Annotated in this window: 13 protein-coding genes, 1 tRNA gene and 1 pseudogene; 7 read left to right on the forward strand and 8 right to left on the reverse strand. The window is 53.4% G+C overall.

Annotation, left to right across the window (positions count from 1 at the left end; translation table 11 throughout):
• Positions 1–29 precede the first annotated feature (29 nt).
• Positions 30–116: transfer RNA gene (locus PLIM_RS13605), tRNA-Ser, on the forward strand.
• Positions 117–302: 186 nt separating this feature from the next.
• Here the strand turns inward: PLIM_RS13605 and PLIM_RS25035 are convergent.
• The 4 genes and pseudogenes from PLIM_RS25035 to PLIM_RS22960 all read right to left on the reverse strand — a co-directional run.
• Positions 303–1,211 (reverse strand): annotated as a pseudogene (locus PLIM_RS25035) (tyrosine-type recombinase/integrase); the annotation flags it as partial.
• A gap of 171 nt (positions 1,212–1,382) precedes the next feature.
• Complete coding sequence (locus PLIM_RS13620; protein WP_081440350.1) at positions 1,383–1,601, reverse strand: helix-turn-helix transcriptional regulator; 219 nt, start codon at positions 1,599–1,601, stop codon at positions 1,383–1,385.
• A 69-nt stretch (positions 1,602–1,670) separates the two neighbouring features.
• Entirely contained in the window at positions 1,671–1,961 is a 291-nt protein-coding gene (locus PLIM_RS13625) for a hypothetical protein (RefSeq protein ID WP_013110903.1), read from the reverse strand.
• The gene (locus PLIM_RS22960) at positions 1,958–3,118 is read right to left on the reverse strand and encodes a replication initiation factor domain-containing protein (RefSeq protein ID WP_148227108.1); all 1,161 of its coding nucleotides are present in this window, start codon (positions 3,116–3,118) and stop codon (positions 1,958–1,960) included. Before PLIM_RS22960 ends, PLIM_RS13625 begins: the two co-directional genes overlap by 4 nt.
• An 856-nt stretch (positions 3,119–3,974) precedes the next feature.
• Here PLIM_RS22960 and PLIM_RS13635 point away from each other — a divergent pair.
• The 6 genes from PLIM_RS13635 (at position 3,975) to hsdR (ending at position 11,887) form a co-directional block, all read left to right on the forward strand.
• Complete coding sequence (locus PLIM_RS13635) at positions 3,975–5,429, forward strand: class I SAM-dependent DNA methyltransferase (protein ID WP_013110905.1); 1,455 nt, start codon at positions 3,975–3,977, stop codon at positions 5,427–5,429.
• Positions 5,426–6,667 (forward strand): restriction endonuclease subunit S, encoded by a 1,242-nt coding sequence (locus PLIM_RS22965; RefSeq protein ID WP_013110906.1) that lies wholly within the window; start codon positions 5,426–5,428, stop codon positions 6,665–6,667. The genes PLIM_RS13635 and PLIM_RS22965 overlap by 4 nt, the downstream gene beginning before the upstream one ends.
• Positions 6,668–6,681: 14 nt before the next feature.
• Entirely contained in the window at positions 6,682–8,094 is a 1,413-nt protein-coding gene (locus PLIM_RS13645; RefSeq protein ID WP_013110907.1) for an ATP-binding protein, read from the forward strand.
• 86 nt (positions 8,095–8,180) lie between these two features.
• The gene (locus tag PLIM_RS24430; RefSeq protein ID WP_013110908.1) at positions 8,181–8,336 is read left to right on the forward strand and encodes a hypothetical protein; all 156 of its coding nucleotides are present in this window, start codon (positions 8,181–8,183) and stop codon (positions 8,334–8,336) included.
• 51 nt (positions 8,337–8,387) lie between these two features.
• Positions 8,388–9,446, forward strand: coding sequence for a virulence RhuM family protein (locus tag PLIM_RS13650; RefSeq protein ID WP_013110909.1), 1,059 nt, complete (start codon positions 8,388–8,390; stop codon positions 9,444–9,446).
• Between the two features lie 5 nt (positions 9,447–9,451).
• A complete protein-coding gene (gene hsdR / locus PLIM_RS13655; RefSeq protein WP_013110910.1) occupies positions 9,452–11,887 on the forward strand; it encodes an EcoAI/FtnUII family type I restriction enzme subunit R in 2,436 nt (811 codons plus the stop codon).
• 543 nt (positions 11,888–12,430) lie between these two features.
• Here the strand turns inward: hsdR and PLIM_RS13660 are convergent.
• From PLIM_RS13660 to PLIM_RS24195, 4 genes are all read right to left on the reverse strand, one after another.
• Positions 12,431–13,990 (reverse strand): arylsulfatase, encoded by a 1,560-nt coding sequence (locus PLIM_RS13660; RefSeq protein ID WP_013110911.1) that lies wholly within the window; start codon positions 13,988–13,990, stop codon positions 12,431–12,433.
• A gap of 40 nt (positions 13,991–14,030) precedes the next feature.
• Entirely contained in the window at positions 14,031–14,534 is a 504-nt protein-coding gene (locus PLIM_RS13665) for a DUF1854 domain-containing protein (RefSeq protein WP_013110912.1), read from the reverse strand.
• 135 nt (positions 14,535–14,669) lie between these two features.
• Positions 14,670–16,223, reverse strand: a complete 1,554-nt coding sequence (gene gltX, locus PLIM_RS13670) for a glutamate--tRNA ligase (protein WP_013110913.1) — start codon at positions 16,221–16,223, stop codon at positions 14,670–14,672.
• Positions 16,224–16,771: 548 nt separating this feature from the next.
• Positions 16,772–17,428, reverse strand: a complete 657-nt coding sequence (locus PLIM_RS24195) for a hypothetical protein (protein WP_148227110.1) — start codon at positions 17,426–17,428, stop codon at positions 16,772–16,774.
• Positions 17,429–17,445 lie beyond the last annotated feature (17 nt).

The following is a 17,445-nucleotide window of genomic DNA, read 5'->3' on the forward strand; positions in this document are numbered from 1 at the left end:
ACGTCAGGCAAGCATCAAAAGTACCGCCCGGAGAGATGGCAGAGCGGTTTAATGCACCGGTCTTGAAAACCGGCATACCCGCAAGGGTATCCAGGGTTCGAATCCCTGTCTCTCCGCTGAGTTTTCTTCAAAAAGCCCCTGGTTTTCAGGGGTTTTTCTTTTTTGCCGGTCTCTTCCGGTAAAACTTCAGAAGTGTCAGGTTTTGCCTCCAAATGCCCCGTTGTGACGCCTCCGCGCTGCAACTGGCGCTGCAACGGCAGACAATCGACCGCCTTCTTCTGCTCGGCCAGGTCAATGTGCGTGTAACGTGCCGCTGTGAGGACAGGCGTTGAATGCCGGGCCAGCTTCTGGGCGGTCGTCAACGAAACGCCGCTTCGTCCCAGGTTCGTGATGAACGTGTGACGCAGTGCATGAAAATCGGCGTATCGCCCGTTGGCGTCCTTGTAGGGTATGCCCGCTTCCTGGAGATCAAACTTCAAAAGTTTTCCCGCATAGCGATACTTCGCCCAATCTCCCGGCCACAAAGGTGTTCTTGCAGGCTTGCCGGCAAGCCATACTTGAAGTTCACTCCGCAGCTCTTCCGACAAGGGCAATTCGTCTTCACGCCGACGCTTGGAGTACGCAGCCCGCACCATCACAGTGGGCGGCGAGCGATCAAGCGAAATACTTTCACGAGTCAAGGAGGCCAGTTCTGACGCCCTCAGGCCTGTAGCACTCGCGACGAGATACAGCATCCGCCGATCTTCACCCCTGAACCCCAGGTACTCCGCGCCACTGGCTGCCGTTGTCAGCAATAGCGTCAACTCCGCATCGGAAAGTGCTCGACGATCGTGCCGCCGATCGACTTGCACGTTCAACATTTCGAGACGGACCAAAGGATCTTCCCCGATCCGCTTTTCGAGGCACAGCCAGCGAGTCAGCTGCTTGATGGCTCTCAAGTAATGGTTCGAAGTTTGGGCACTAATCCCCTGCTTATCCCCCTTCTTTGCTCTCAGATCGGCCAGAACTTTGGCAATCGATTCAGCACGAAGTTCTGCCAGACGTCGAACTTTGCAAAGTTCGAGGAGCTTCCGGCAGCGTGTCAGAACCAGGCTGACTTGCCCTTCTGAAACTTGCTTGGCCCGCAAGGACTGCTCGAACGCCAGGAGATGTTCATCCAGAGATTCGTCCTTGAATCGAGCCGCAGGACTCAACAGCCCGGCCTGAATCATGGAAGATTCCCGTTCCAGCTTGGCTGCAAGTTGCTGAGTGGCCCCCTTATCGGTGAAGCCGGGCACAGTCTTCAGTTGGCCGTCATAGTCGCGATACCGGACGTACCACTTGCGAACCTTAACGGTCTTGCCGTTCTTCTTGTAAGTCGGTCGATAGATCGAAGCCACGTTCTATCCCTTCCGTTTTTGAAGTGGTGGGGCCATGGGGACTGGGCACCCTGCCGCAATCCATTCCTGAATATCCGAAACTCTCCAGCGTGTCGATTTACCGACGCGGACAGGTGCAGGCAGTTTCCCCGCACTCCGCATCCGCCAAAGCGTTCTCAATGAGATGCTCAGCATACTCGCGACACTCTCCGCTGTCGCCAGTATTGGGTTGTTCTGATCCATCAGAGTTTCCTTTGCAAATTCATTTGTTCCAAAAGAGTTTTTAACACCCACATTACAAGCCATAAATACCTAGCTCGCTCGCCTCATTATGGTTTCCAATTCATCGAAGGAGATACCTTCTTCTTGAGTATCCAAACGGCTTAGGATGACGCTAATTTCAATAAGGCCGGTTACTGGATCGACTTTATTGTCGATCATCACTCCTCGTTGAAAAAGCTCCTGCAAGTACTCGAAAGCCTCGTTGTCCGATCTGATTCGAAGGCCTTCTTTTGCTGCGAAGAGAACAACCATCGGTTTGAAATCTTCCAAAATCATCAATAAACGTTTTCGATCTCTACGGGCTTTGCGTTCTCGACTCATGATTCGGATTCCTTTCCGGAAGTAGAGGTATCGATTTCTGTGCCCCCGGAACTCCCCGGGTAACCCAGTTGAATCGATTTCACAGCGAGCTTGCTTTGAAAGTCGTGTTGATCGAAATACCAACGCACTTGATCAGACATGGAGGCCAGTGCGTCTTGTAGCGTGAGTAACCGTTCTCTTGCGGCATATCCCACCAGGCAGCCAGCGACGTGGTTCACATACCAGGTGCTGTCAGCAGAAGCGGTATCAAGCGTTCGCTCCAGATTCATCAATGACCCGAATTGATCGGCACATGATTGCACGACCTCCCACCAGGGAAGCACTGTGCGGCGGCTCGTGTTGCAGTCATCTTGTGCCCGCAGAGAGAACCAGTCTTCGGTGAGGTACTGCCATAATCCCCCGACTTTCTCAATCAGATGATCCAGTTGATCAATGCCAAACTGTTTGAGAATCTCCCGGCGTAGCTGATACTCAATTCGCCAGACATGCGTTTCCGGCTCAACATTCCAAAGCTCGTAGAACCAGAGCTTGGTACCCCCTTTGAGAACTTCCAGGCCCTTGTCATAGATTCTCAATTGAATCGGTGATTTCTTGGCGCCGTGATAAAACGTCTCCAGTGAATCGCCAGTCATATTGTGAGAATGCTGCACATGCTGCGGGACTCGATGACTCAGGAGAAATGGCAGACTCAGAGGGTCTTTGAGTTGAAGATCAACGGCCAGATCACACCGGCTCGGTTTGATCGATCGCACTTTTCCTTCCAGAAGCTCAATCCAACGAACCATCAGATTGACCGCACTGGAGATTCCCATCGACCAGAGCGTTTTCGCATTGATCGAAACATAACCATTGGGAGTGTTTCTGTAAGGTTCAGCACTGCGTCCCAGATAGAGATGAAACTCCGGCCATTGGAGATGCCAGCGATAGCTGGGTGGCTTACCACTGGGGAGGATGAGGAAATGATCGCCAAAGATCGGAACACCTTGAGTTCCTGCGGCCTGCTCCTTGGCTTGATCGAGAATCTGAGTCAGATCCGACCAGTTTGAACTCCACTCGATGTAAAGGCCCAGGTCGAGTGTATCAACGCCGCAAATCAGAGGAACAGGAAGGTGATTCTTCTCCCCATTTGTAAAGGGGGCTAGGCGTGTTACAGACAATGCCTCGCCCCCATGCCGTTGCATGGGATTTTGTTGAGAATCGCCTATTGGGTGTTCTTCAGAAGAAAACTTCTGGGGAATATCGCACCAGGAATTGTTCTCCTTGCGCGAGAAACTCTCGTCACACATGAAATCGCTCGCCCATTGAAATGAAGAAACTGTTTACGACGATTGTCGAAACAGCTTCAGCTGCCTGCTTTACAGGCCAGAAACATGGGCGGGGGCGAGCCTATCAACAAAAATATCCGCGCTACCAAAGACTCAGCAGTAACCACAAAAAAGACCGTGCAAAACGATCCCCCACTGAGCGGTGCATTCAACGGTGCGGAAAGCTCGGCGACAAACTGTCGCTTTTAAATAATGTATCCCATGCTCTGTGCTGAACTCTCAACCCAGGAACATCCTGGAACTGAACGGCACCCATTCAACTTGAACCATGATTTCAATAGAATCATTACCAACTTGAATTCGACACCGCCGAAAAAAGGTTATCCGCAACTTTCCAGTTGTCTAGGGGAGTTTCTCAGAATTGTAATCACTACATCATTTGTATTTATAATTGCAAATATCTCTCTTCTATTGGCCTTGCAGGCCGTTCGGTCACTCCGCTCCGATCTCCGGACTCCGCTTACGCTGCGCCGGAATCTTCGCTGCGTTCCCTCACGCCTCATAAGCCAGAAAGGCCGAGCGAAACACGCCTCAGCCCAGGCTGGCACCTTTGAGGGGTGCCCGTCGCCTGATCTGAGGGTTTCCACTAGGGGCCGTGAGTGATGCCGGGTTTTCCAGAACACTCATCGATGGTATGAAGGCCAACCCCTCTGATATATTGCGGGCTCCCTTAGGAGCCACAGACCGCATGTTCGAACAAGCCTTCAAAAATATCGACGACGTCCTGCGAAAAGAGTCCGGTTGCACGACCGAACTCGATTACACCGAGCAAACCTCCTGGCTGCTCTTCCTCAAGTATCTCGACGGGCTGGAACAGGACAAAGCCGACGAAGCCGCCCTGGAGGGGAAGAAGTACACCTTCATCCTCGACCCGCCCTATCGCTGGGAGGCGTGGGCTGCTCCCAAGGGGAAAGACGGCCTGATCGATCACAACCGGGCACAGACCGGCGACGACCTGCGCGACTTCGTCAACGAGAAGCTCTTCCCTTATCTCCACGGGTTCAAGCAGAAAGCCATCGGGCCGAACACCATCGAGTACAAAATTGGTGAAATCTTCGGCGAGATCAAAAACAAAATCTCCAGCGGCTACAACCTGCGAGAAATTATCGATCACATCGATGAACTGCGGTTCCGCTCGCAGACCGAGAAGCACGAGCTGTCGCATCTCTACGAAGCCAAGATCAAGAACATGGGCAACGCCGGGAGGAACGGCGGCGAGTATTACACGCCCCGTCCCCTCATCCGGGCAATGATCCAAGTGGTGAAACCGAAGATCGGCGAACGGATCTACGATGGCGCGGTCGGCTCGGCGGGCTTCCTGTGCGAGGCGTTCGAGTATCTGAGAGCGAAGCGAGGTTTAACAACCAAAGAGGCCAAGACGCTGCAGGAGAAGACGTTCTACGGCAAAGAGAAAAAGTCGCTGGCCTACGTCATCGCGATCATGAACATGATCCTGCATGGCATCGAAGCGCCGAACATCGTCCACACCAATACGCTGACGGAGAACCTCGCGGATATCCAGGAGAAGGATCGTGTCGACGTGGTGCTGGCCAATCCACCATTTGGCGGCAAGGAACGAAAGGAGGTTCAGCAGAACTTCCCCATCCGCACAGGCGAGACCGCGTTCCTGTTCTTGCAGCACTTCATCAAGATTCTGAAAGCGGGGGGACGGGGCGGCGTGGTCATCAAGAACACGTTCCTCTCGAATACCGACAACGCCTCGGTGAGTTTGCGGAAGCTGCTGCTCGAGAGCTGCAACCTGTACGCCGTGCTCGATTGCCCCGGCGGCACGTTCCAGGGGGCGGGCGTGAAGACCGTCGTGCTCTTCTTTGAGAAGGGAGCACCAACGCGGAAAGTCTGGTTCTACCAGCTCGACCCAGGCCGCAACCTGGGCAAGACGAACCCGCTCAACGATGCCGATTTGGCTGAGTTCATCGAATTGCAGGCGACCTGCGCCGATTCGCCGAAGTCGTGGAGTGTGGAGGCCACCACGATCGACCAATCGACATTCGACCTGTCGGTGAAGAACCCCCACGGCGGCGAGGAAGTGACGCATCGCAGCCCCGAAGAGATCATGGACGAGATCGCCGCCTTGGACGCCGAGAGTGCCGAAGTCCTGCAAACCATCCGGGGGCTGATATGAAGGCTGGATGGATATACAAGACGCTAGACGACGTTTGCGAATTCAATAATGGACTTTGGAAGGGAGAGAAGCCACCCTTCGTCACAGTTGGCGTAATAAGGAACACCAACTTCACGAAAGAAGGCACGTTAGATGATTCCGACATTGCCTATATTGAGGTTGAGGCAAAGAAATTCGAGAAACGTCGCTTGGTCTTTGGCGACCTAATCTTGGAGAAGTCGGGGGGGGGGCCGAAGCAACCAGTAGGACGTGTTGCGCTCTTCGACAAAAGGGCGGGGGATTTTTCCTTCAGCAACTTCACAGCTGCGATACGCGTGAAAGATCCGAAAACGTTGGACTTCCGCTTTCTGCACAAGTTTCTTTTCTGGACGCACTTGTCTGGTGTCACAGAAACGATGCAGAGCCATTCGACAGGTATTCGAAATCTCAATGGCGACGTTTACAAATGCATTGAGGTACCGCTTCCCCCGCTGACCGAGCAGCGGCGGATTGTGGGGATTCTTGACGAAGCGTTTGAGGGCCTCGCCACCGCCAAAGCGAACGCCGAAAAGAACCTCCAAAACGCCCGCGCCCTCTTCGAAAGCCACCTCCAGGCCGTCTTCACCCAACGCGGCGACGGGTGGGTGGAGAAAACTGTGAAGGACGTTGCCTCGCCAATCAAAGGCTCAATTCGCACTGGACCTTTCGGTAGTCAATTACTGCACAGCGAGTTCGTTGATGAAGGTATTGCTGTTCTCGGCATCGACAACGCCGTCGCCAATGAATTCCGCTGGGGAAAAAGCCGGTTCATCACGAAAGACAAGTTCGGCCAGCTTGAGCGCTACCGAGTGTATCCCGGAGATGTGCTGATAACGATCATGGGAACATGTGGCCGCTGCGCGGTTGTTCCGGACGACATTCCGACCGCGATCAATACAAAGCATATCTGCTGCATCACGCTTGACTGGAAAAAGTGCTTGCCGAGCTACCTCCACCTCTACTTCCTACACGCACAACAGTCGCAAGCATTCTTAGCGAAACATGCCAAGGGCGCAATCATGGCTGGACTGAACATGGGCCTAATTCAAGAGCTTCCGGTATTGCTCCCACCGACTCAGGTTCAGTCAGCAATCGTCGAAGCAGCCAACGATCTCCGCGAAGAAACCCAACGCCTCGAATCCCTCTACCAGCGCAAGCTCGCCGCGCTCGATGAATTGAAAAAGTCACTGCTGCACCGCGCCTTCAGCGGGGAACTGTAGGAGATGCCCATATCATGATCACCACTCCCGAACAAATCGACGCCTGGCGTGCGGCACGCTCGGAACATCAAAACCTCGAATTCAAAGAGGCCAAGAACCAATTCGATAACCGCAAGCTCTTCCGCTATTGCGTCGCTTTGGCCAACGAAGGGGGCGGGCACTTGCTGCTGGGAATCGAAGACGTTCCACCTCGCAAAGTGGTGGGAACGGCTGCATTCAACGATCCGGTGGAGATGGCCGCGAAGATATTTCAAACTTTGAACTTTCGAGTCGAAATCGAGGAAGTTGCTCATCCCGATGGCCGTGTTCTCGTGTTTCATATCCCCAGCCGGCCCTTGGGAACCGCCTATCAATACGAAGGTGCTTACCTGATGCGGGCGGGCGAAGAGCTTGTCGCGATGAGCGAAGATCGCTTGCGGCAAATCTTTTCCGAAGGTCAACCTAATTGGCTTTCACAACCCGCAAAGACCGATGCCAGTGACGATGAGGTCATTGCGTTGCTCGACACGCAGGCTTACTTCGACCTGATGAAGTTGCCCTATCCTACCCAACGAACGGGCGTTCTGGAAAGATTGGCGAGCGAAGGATTGATCAAAGGCGACTCGAATGGGTGGGAGATTTCGAACCTCGCTGCCATTCTTCTGGCGAAAAGACTCGATGGGTTCTCGCACGCACTGGCAAGGAAAGCGCCCCGTGTGGTGATCTACGACGGTGTGAACAAACTCAAGACAAAAGATGACAAACCCGGAATGCGGGGCTACGCCGTAGGATTCGAGGCGTTAGTGGACTTTGTGCATTCGGCCGCACCGCAGAATCGGTTCATCGAAGAAGCCGTGCGAAAAGAAGTCAAAATGTTCCCGAAGCAAGCCCTTCGCGAACTTATTGCGAATGCACTTGTTCATCAAGACTTTCTGATGACCGGAGCATCCGTGATGATCGAGATGTACGACGATCGAGTGGAAATCTCGAATCCCGGACTTCCACCGATCCAGGTCGAGCGATTCATTGATGAGTATCGCTCCCGAAACGAACGCCTGGCCGATCTGATGCGTCGGCTGGGAATCTGCGAGGAGAAAGGCAGTGGCATCGACAAGGTGATCAGTGCGTCGGAAGTGTTTCAACTTCCCGCCCCAGATTTTCGCGCCGGAGAGTTGCGAACCACGGCTGTCCTGTTCGCCCATCAAGATTTTCCGGTCATGACAAAGGCGGATCGCATCCGAGCGTGCTATCAGCACTGTTGCTTGCAGTACGTGAGCGGGCAGCGGATGTCAAATCAGTCGCTCCGGCAGCGGTTCGGAGTGGACGATTCAAAAGTTGCAACCGTGTCGTTGGTGATCACCGCGACGAAAGACGAAGGTCTGATCAAAGCGGATGATTCTGAAAGCAGTTCGACTCGTTACGCTCGGTATCTGCCGTTCTGGGCGTAAGTGCTTTAATGCAAAAGGAAATCCACAACCACCTAAGACGCAATGTATTGACATGAAAAGACTTGTGCTCTTTAACGCAATCCAGAATGCATGCTCTGAACGAAGCCAAAACCAGAGCCGACCGCATCAACACCACGCGCGCCGGTGCCAGTTGGGGAGTCATCGAAGGAAACCGTATGTGGCAGGGATATCCGATTGCTATGAGACTTCTCGAAGGCTTTAGCCAGTGCGGCACAGCTTGATCAACGAATTTAGTAGACCGAGTTTTCACTGGGGCACTCCAGGAACCGCAGATGGCCGACGAAACACCTCCCTCCGAGATGATTCTGTACCAGACCGAAGATGGCAGGACTCGCATCCAGTGCCGCTTCGAGAACGAAACCATTTGGCTGACGCAGGCCCTGATCGCTGAATTGTTCCAGGTCACTCCGCAAAACGTGACACTCCATCTGAAGGCGATCTACCGGGAAGGGGAACTCGACGAGGGGGCAACTTGTAAGGATTGCTTACAAGTTCGATCCGAAGGAGGCCGCGAAGTCACTCGCAAACTTCGCCATTACAGCCTGCCTGTCATTCTGGCCGTTGGTTATCGCGTTCGCAGTCATCGCGGCACCCAGTTTCGCCAGTGGGCGACGGCCCGCTTGAGCGAATACCTGGTCAAAGGGTTCGCGATGGACGACGAGCGGCTCAAGAATCCGCCCGGCAAAGGTCAAAAAGACTACTTCGACGAGCTGCTGGAACGCATTCGAGACATCCGCTCCAGCGAACGGCGGTTCTATCAGAAAGTCCTCGACATTTATGCGACCAGTGTCGATTACTCGCCGAAAACGGAGACCTCGCAGGAGTTCTTCGCCACAGTGCAAAACAAAATGCACTGGGCGGCACACGGTCACACTGCCGCCGAAGTGATCCATCGCCGAGCCGACGCCAACCAGCCACTGATGGGAATGAAATCAACCCGTCCGGGCGGTGTGATCCGCAAAGATGATGTCTCAATCGCCAAGAACTACCTCAACGAGGACGAACTGCAGGCTTTGAATCGCATCGTCAATGCCTATCTCGAATTTGCCGAGCTGCAGGCGCTCAACCGAAAACCGATGACAATGGTCGACTGGATCGTCAAACTGGATGATTTCCTGAAGTTGTCGGGACGTGAATTGCTGCAACACGCTGGAAAAATTTCCGCTGAAGACGCCCGCAACAAGGCAGAAGCCGAGTACGCGCGCTATCGACAGTTTTTAGACTCCCAGCCGCGCCGAGTGGACGACGACCTGGAGCAAGCCGCAAAAGAGATTCAGAAACTTCCGAAGCCGAAAAGGCCAAGAAAACCCAAAGACGGCAGTGAAGGTTGAACACCATGAACGAGGCGGAAACCAGAGCCGAACACATCGACCCAGCGCTCGCCGCCGCTGGCTGGGGAGTCGTTGCAGGGAGCCGTATTCGGCGGGAGTACCCCATCGCTCCAGGACGGCTTGAAGGGTTTGGCCGGCGCGGGAAATCACTTACTGCCGATTACGTGTTGGAATACCGCAATACAAAACTCGCTATCGTCGAGGCCAAGGCCTGGGATGAAGAACTGACCGAAGGGGTCGGCCAGGCAAAGAACTATGCCGAAAAACTCGAAGTTCGCTTCACTTACTCGACCAATGGACAAGGGATCTACGGCATCGACATGCGGGAGGGAACCGAAGAGGAAGTCCCCCGATATCCGACACCCGATGAACTGTGGAATCTTACTTTCGCCGAACAGAACGCCTGGCGCGACCGATTCGCCGCGATTCCGTTTGAAGACCGGGGCGGCTACTTCCAGGGCCGCTACTATCAGGACATCGCCATCGAGCGGGTACTGGAAGCCATCGCCGCCGGGAAGCCGCGAATTCTGCTCACACTGGCGACCGGTACGGGCAAGACGTTCATCGCGTTTCAACTCGCCTGGAAGCTGTTCCAGAGCCGCTGGAATCTGAGCCGCGAACCGTCACGCCGTCCACGCATTCTGTTCCTCGCCGATCGAAACATTCTTGCCAACCAGGCCTTCAATGCCTTTTCCGCTTTCCCGGAAGATGCAATGGTGCGGATCGAACCAGGCGAAATCAAAAAGAAAGGCAAAGTCCCCAAGAACGGCAGCCTGTTCTTCACGATCTTCCAGACGTTCATGAGTGGACCACCCAAAAACGGTGAGCCGTCCCCCTACTTCGGCGAATATCCGGCGGACTTTTTCGACTTCATTGTCATCGACGAATGCCATCGGGGCGGCGCAAACGACGAAAGCACCTGGCGCGGCATCCTCGACTATTTCGCTCCTGCCGTGCAGCTCGGCCTGACCGCGACGCCCAAGCGGAAAGACAACGTCGACACCTATGCATACTTCGGCGAACCCGTCTACGTCTATTCGCTGAAAGATGGCATCAACGACGGCTTCCTGACGCCGTTCAAGGTGAAGCAGATTTCCACCACGCTGGATAACTACATCTACACTGCTGACGACGAACTGATCGAAGGAGAGATTGAGGAGGGCAAGCGGTACGAGGAGAAAGACTTCAACACGATCATCGAGATCCGCGAACGGGAAGCGTATCGTGTGAAGTTGTTTATGGAGTTAATCGACCAGCGGCAGAAGACTCTTGTCTTCTGTGCCACTCAGATTCATGCGCTGGTAGTTCGCGACCTGATCAATCAGATCAAGACGAGCAAAGAACCGAACTACTGTGTTCGTGTGACCGCAGATGATGGCAGCCTGGGGGAACAGTATCTGCGGGACTTTCAGGACAACGAAAAAAGTATTCCGACGATTCTGACGACATCGCAAAAGCTCTCGACTGGCGTCGATGCGCGAAACGTGCGAAATATTGTGCTGATGCGGCCAATCAAGTCCATCATCGAATTCAAGCAGATCGTCGGCCGCGGGACTCGCCTCTACGACGGTAAGGATTACTTTACGATCTACGATTTCGTCGAGGCTCATCACCATTTTGCCGACCCCGAATGGGACGGCGAACCAGTCGATGATGAACCATGCGAGAAGTGTGGACAGAATCCTTGTGAATGCATAAAGCCCCCCTCTCAGCCGTGCGAAGAATGCGGGGAAAGCCCATGCGTTTGTGTTCCAAACCCGTGCTCGAATTGCGGCAAACAGCCGTGCGAATGCCCCCGGGAGCCATGTTCCCAATGCGGGAAAATGCGGTGCAAGTGCCAGCGCAAACGCATCACAAGGGTCAAACTGGCCGACGGCAAGGAACGAACGATCCAGCACATGATGGCAACGAGCTTTTGGCATCCGGATGGAACACCCATGTCGGCTCAGCAATTCATGCAAAGCCTATACGGCAAATTCCCCGACTTCTTCAGCGACGAGACCGAACTACGAACGCTGTGGAGTTCGCCGGACACACGGGCCAAACTGCTGGAAGGGCTGGCAGAAAAAGGATTCGGCTCCGACCAGATGGCTGAGATGCAACGGATCATCGACGCCGAAAAGAGCGACCTGTTTGACGTGTTGGCCCACGTTGCCTTTGCCCTGACACCGCTGACCCGCGAAGAACGCGCCGCCCGTGCAAAGCTGGAAATTAGTACTCACTTCGATGACAAGCGGCAGGCATTTCTTGCATTTGTGCTGGCGCAATACGTGAAGGAAGGCGTGGGCGAACTGGACTCGGACAAACTCGGCCCACTGCTGAAACTCAAATACAACAATGCCATCGCGGATGCGGTCATCGACCTGGGACGCCCCGAAGAGATTGGCAAAGTGTTCAATGGATTCCAGAAATTCCTTTACCAGTCGCAAACCGTTGTTTGATGAATATGACCTAAAAATATCCAATGGAAGAAACGTTCTATTCGTGGAGTCACGGCCTGCCGAGAGGAGCCCACCAGGTAAATAACGGGTGACTTCCTTTACTTTCGACTCGCGACGACATCAGAGTCTTTCAATGGCGAGGCACCCCCTACAATTTCCAGAATCGCCCGCTGGAGGTGCCTGGGTAGAGTTGGCCAGGCTTCGACGATTGCCCTCACTTCACGATCATTCTGTGAGGACTGATGACTCTGAGTGTCAGCCGGTGACAGGGGTCGATTCAATGGCGCTGCAACAGGCGCTGCAAGGCTACTGAGGCCATCAAGTAACTCATTGCTATTTAAAGTAGTTACGGAAAACGTCATTTGGTCTTGAAAACCGGCATACCCGCAAGGGTATCCAGGGTTCGAATCCCTGTCTCTCCGCTGACTTTTCTTGCTAACCGGTGATGTCCATTGGTCTTTGGTTCTACCTCGCCTGAATGAAGGTTGGGTTCAATCGGAGAGCACAGTCCGATGGCTCGAATTTTCCTGATCGAGTACTGCTTCAAGAAGAACTTTTTCTCTTCTGGGCTGGACGTGGGGAACCATCTGGCGGATTGGCGTGGTTGGGGCCGGGGCCTTGATATTGCTCCCAGTAGGCTTTGTGAAAGGGATTGACCGCTGGTCCTTCGATGCTCTCATTCTCCATCTTTGGCACAACTGAAAGCCACCACGCGTCGTAGATCTTCTTGAGTTCTTCCACACGATCGGGATACTTTTTTGCCAGGTTGATCTTCTCCGCAGGGTCTTCCGCAAGCTGATAGAGCTCCCATTGGGGCTCACCCTGTTTCACATTGGAAATCAGCTTCCAATCTCCCAGCCGGATCGCACATTTGGCGTATTGATACGTCGATGGTTCACGCTTGGGGTCATGCTCTTTGGGCCAGCGACCTACGTGAGTGATGAATGGCCTTGGAGGCCAATTCGGCGAGCGTCCTGCCAATAGCGGCACCAGTGATCGTCCCTGCCACGACTGTTTTTCGTCGTCGGCTACAGGAACATTCGCCAACTCAGTGAGGGTGGGAAGAATATCATAATGGCAAGTCACCTCCTGACGAACCTGCGGCTGCCAATGTCCCGCCCATGACCAGAAGGCGGGCACGCGGATTCCCCCTTCATAAGGTGTCCCTTTATTCGCCCGCATCCCTGCCGAAAAATGTTTGGCCCCGGTGGCAGATCCGTTGTCGGTCATAAAAATCACAATCGTATCTTTCGATATATCACGATCCTCCAAAGCCTTTAGAAGGCGGCCTAATTGATCATCCCAGTGAGTAATCATGCCATAGAACCTGGCGACATCTTCGGGAACATGCTCAAGATATGGCTCATAATATTCTTTAGGGCAATCGAGTGGCGCATGCGGCGCATTCGGGGTGATATAGCAGAAGAAAGGCTGATTGTCGGGTTGGGATGAAATCCAGGTAATTGCCTGATCGACAAAGACCTTTGTACAATAGCCATTGGTCGCCACAAACTTTCCATTGTGACGAATCACTGGATTAAAGTACTTATTGAGAGGAGCATCACCACAACTCCCGGGATATGACTGACCAATCCCGCCTCCGCCATGGATAAACACTTCATCGAAACCACGTTTTCCAGGCTGATAAGCATCTTCATCACCCAAATGCCACTTACCAAATATTCCTGTCGTATAACCGGCCCGCTTGAGAAACTGCGGAAGAATTGTCGCTTTGAGTGAAAGTCGCTCTCGCTCCAGAATCGTATGTGTGACGCCGCTGCTGAACTCATGACGGCTGGTCATGATGGAGGCACGCGTTGGTGCGCAAGTCGGGCTGACATGGAATTGCTCGAATCGCACACTCTGCCGGCCCAATTGATCAAGATGAGGTGTTTTGACAACAGGATTTCCATGTAGCGAAAGATCGCCATAGCCCTGATCGTCAGTCATCATCAGGATGATGTTCGGACGAGTTTTCGATTCATCCGCCTCGACGATTCTGGCAATTGTCAACCCTGCGCCTATGACCGTAGCGATCATGGAGAAGATCGCCAGTTGCCTGAAACACACTCGACATTTAATCACGTTTTGATCAATCGGCATAAAAGATCTCTCCGGGTTGAGAGGTTCTAGCTACTGGAAGTTAAAGATATCGATCGAGCACCGCGCGGGAGGTTGTATCCAGCCGCTGATGATCGGAGACGCGGTATCTGAGACCTTGTGAGTCTGAGATCAGCACGCTGTCAGAATCAAGACGCCGGACATCATCGAGTGAAATCACTTCAAAATCGGTCACGCCGGCATTGGTTTCCACCGTCCAATGGCAGGGTGGCGAGTTCGGTTCCGTCTTTACGATTCGCAGAATCTCTGGCACAAAATCGCGTTGTTCCAGAGCATTGAGGATCATTTGCCGAGGGCCTGTCTGCAGCAGATCCAGACAGGGAATCAAGCCCCATTCGAGCCCCTTTTCATCAACGAGCGCAATGTGATTTGCGGGCGAACTCCAGGGAAAGCTGCGGACAGGCTCGACAATGACGGGTGGTTTGCCAGGCCATGCTGCCAGCAATCGGCCAAAAGGATCGACCCAAAGCTCTAATTCATGCCAAGGCAGATCGATTGTTTTGAACCCCGGGATTGTCGCTTCCATCCCACGCTCCCCTACTGCTGATGAATTCACAAGCCAGCCTGTCACCAATCCCGTCGCAAAAATCACAGATGACGCTGGGCCTTTCATCCTTCGATGAAAATCGAGTTTCGCTGGCAATCCATGACAATAGCCATGTTATACCAGTTTTTCAGCCAGCCGGGATAACCGAAGCAGGCAACTCGTCTGACCAATCAATTCCATGGCGTCGAACAGACCAATTCCTGAACCTCGGCCGGTGACTCCCAGTCGCAACGGGGCAACCACTTGACCAATTTTATGACTCTGCTGTTCTGCCCATTGATGCACCAGCTGATCCAAAGCTGTCGCCTGCCATGATTCAGCATCTTGAAGCAGAGACTGCAGTGCCAGAACCATCTCGCGGCTTCCTGCCTGTGAACGCAGTTTTTCGAGCGGCTTGGATTCAAACTCGAGCGTCTCATCATTCGAAAAGAATTCTCGATAGTCGAGTATATCGCTGAAGATCTTCAATCGATCGCCGATACCGGCCAGCATGGCTGCCAGCCGCTCATCGCTGGCTGCCCAGCCCATCTTGTCGAGATAAGGTTTCACCCCGGCTACCTTGTCGCTGATTGGCAGGACATTCATCCAGTGAGCCTGGAGGGCCTGCAGCTTATCACCGTCAAAACCTGCGGAACTTTTGACGATTCGATCCAGCGTAAAGTTCTCCACGATCGTGTTGAGATCCATGATCTCCGTCTTATCATCGAGTGACCAGCCTAATCGAGCCAGGGCATTGAGAATTCCCGCCGGTAGATAGCCCATCTTTTCGTAGTACTCAACCATCACCGGACTCAAGGTTTTCGAATCGCCCAGCCCGAGTTTCGGGCCGATCTCGTCCGCGCGGTCAAACAGCTTCTTGAGTGCCGGGACATTTCGAAGTTTATCCAGGTCGCGTTTGCTGAGCTTCTTGGTCGAGCCCGGCGAGGTGATGAACGGAATGTGTGCGAAGACCGGCGGCTCGCAACCCAAAGCGCGAAAAAGTAAAGTCTGCACGCAGGTGTTCGTCAAATGCTCTTCGGCCCGAATCACATGTGTGATCTTCATGGCGGCATCATCGACCACCGAGGCAAAGTTGTAGAGAAACGTGCCATTGGATCGCATGAGGACCGGATCGGGCATGGTGCCGCAATCCCAGGTGACTTCTCCGCGGACGGCGTCGTGGATGGTGACCGACTGATCCCGCGGCACAAGCAACCGCACCACGAAGGGCGTCCCCGCCGCTTCGAGTTCAGCGATCTTTTCGGGGGTCAGTTCGAGCGAACGGCGGATATTGACATAGTTCCGCTTCGCCGCTTCCGCCTCGGCACGATCCTGCTGCACGACTTCGGGAGCATCAAAGTCTTTAAAGGCCTTCCCTTCTGCAAGAAGTCGATCGATGGCCTCACGATAGATCCCGGTTCGCTGCGACTGATAGTAAGGTGCGTAGGGGCCGCCCTTCTCGGCCCCCTCGTCCCAATCAAGTCCCAACCATTGAAAGGCCCGGAAGATCGGCTGCAGGGCTTCGCTGACGTTTCGTTGCTGATCGGTATCGTCAATCCGCAGAATGAAAGTACCGCCCGTATGACGAGCCCACAGCCAGCAAAAAAAAGCCGTTCGCATGCCGCCAATATGCATGTAACCGGTGGGACTGGGGGCAAAACGTGTGCGGACAGGTCGAGGGGAGGTCATGCGAGCCGTTTCTGTTCAAGCAGTCGGAATCGAGGTTGTGGGTCAAAGCGAGGGATTCGCCTCTCTGTGAAGTTCCCTCACTTTAGCCGATTAAACGTCCTGACCCCAGCCAGAAAGAGATCTGTGTCCAAATGCTGCTCCGGAAGACTTTGGGGAAACCGTCTTTTGAAACAGGTGTCGCGGAGGGTGTGACGGGGTTGGGGGTATCGACCGTTCGTGTGGTCATAGGAGGGGCTTTCGGGAATGGGGTGGGGGATAGATTGGGAGAGAAAGGGTTGAGTATGGGTTTGGCTGGATCTGGTTGGGGGAGGGAATTGTGAAGAGCGGAAGGGAGCGGGGAGAGGAAAAGAAACCGGCCGCCAGGGATGACGGCCGGGGTTGAAGGGGTGGAATTGGGTCAGGAGGGCGTTTGGGAATGGTTTGAACTGGGTTCAGGTGGAGTCAATGGGTTTCAGCGGGTCGTTTTTGAGACGCTATCAGATCAGGCAAGACCTCTTGTGCCGCTGGGACACAGGTCGCCCGAAGACGAGCAACCTGTGTCAGCCTCCTTATATATTCTTGGTCATTTCCTCAACAGCATAGTTTACATCTTCGTCTGCAGTTCCATACACGTCCCTGGTTGTCTCAGCAACAAGTGTCGCAATTGCTTGAAATTGCTCTCTCTCAGAGAATACATAACGACAGTGATTTTCAATCGATGTAATCCATGATGTGCATATCATTGTTGGGTACCGCTTTCTTGATGCGATATGCAGCAGGGCAGTTGATAATGCAATTGGACGGCAGGATTTGATTTTGCACAACTCAATCATACTGGATATGCGATGCAGGCGACTCGAAGTCGGTCTCAAATAGAATGAACTTGCACATAGCGCTATAAAAAACTCATCCGGACCATGAGATGATATGTATGCACTTGCAATGCCGTTCACCAGCGAAGCTCTCGAATTGAACGCCTCTTTAACAATATCAGCAGGGATTGGTGTTGAGAGTTCCATGCAGGCAATTATTGCACAAAACTTTAATCTCTCTGGCATTAGTCTCCATATGGCAATCAATTCTTCGCTTGTGTCAATATGATTCCTTTCACACCAATCCAAGAAAAGTATATAAACGCTTCGAGTAGTATGATTCTCTGGAGATAAAGTGGCAATTATTCGCGTTACAACACTTTCAATTGTGCGTACTCTTTTCTTCTTACTCATAATGCTATTTCTAGGTA

This window comes from Planctopirus limnophila DSM 3776 (assembly GCF_000092105.1).
GTDB lineage: Bacteria > Planctomycetota > Planctomycetia > Planctomycetales > Planctomycetaceae > Planctopirus > Planctopirus limnophila.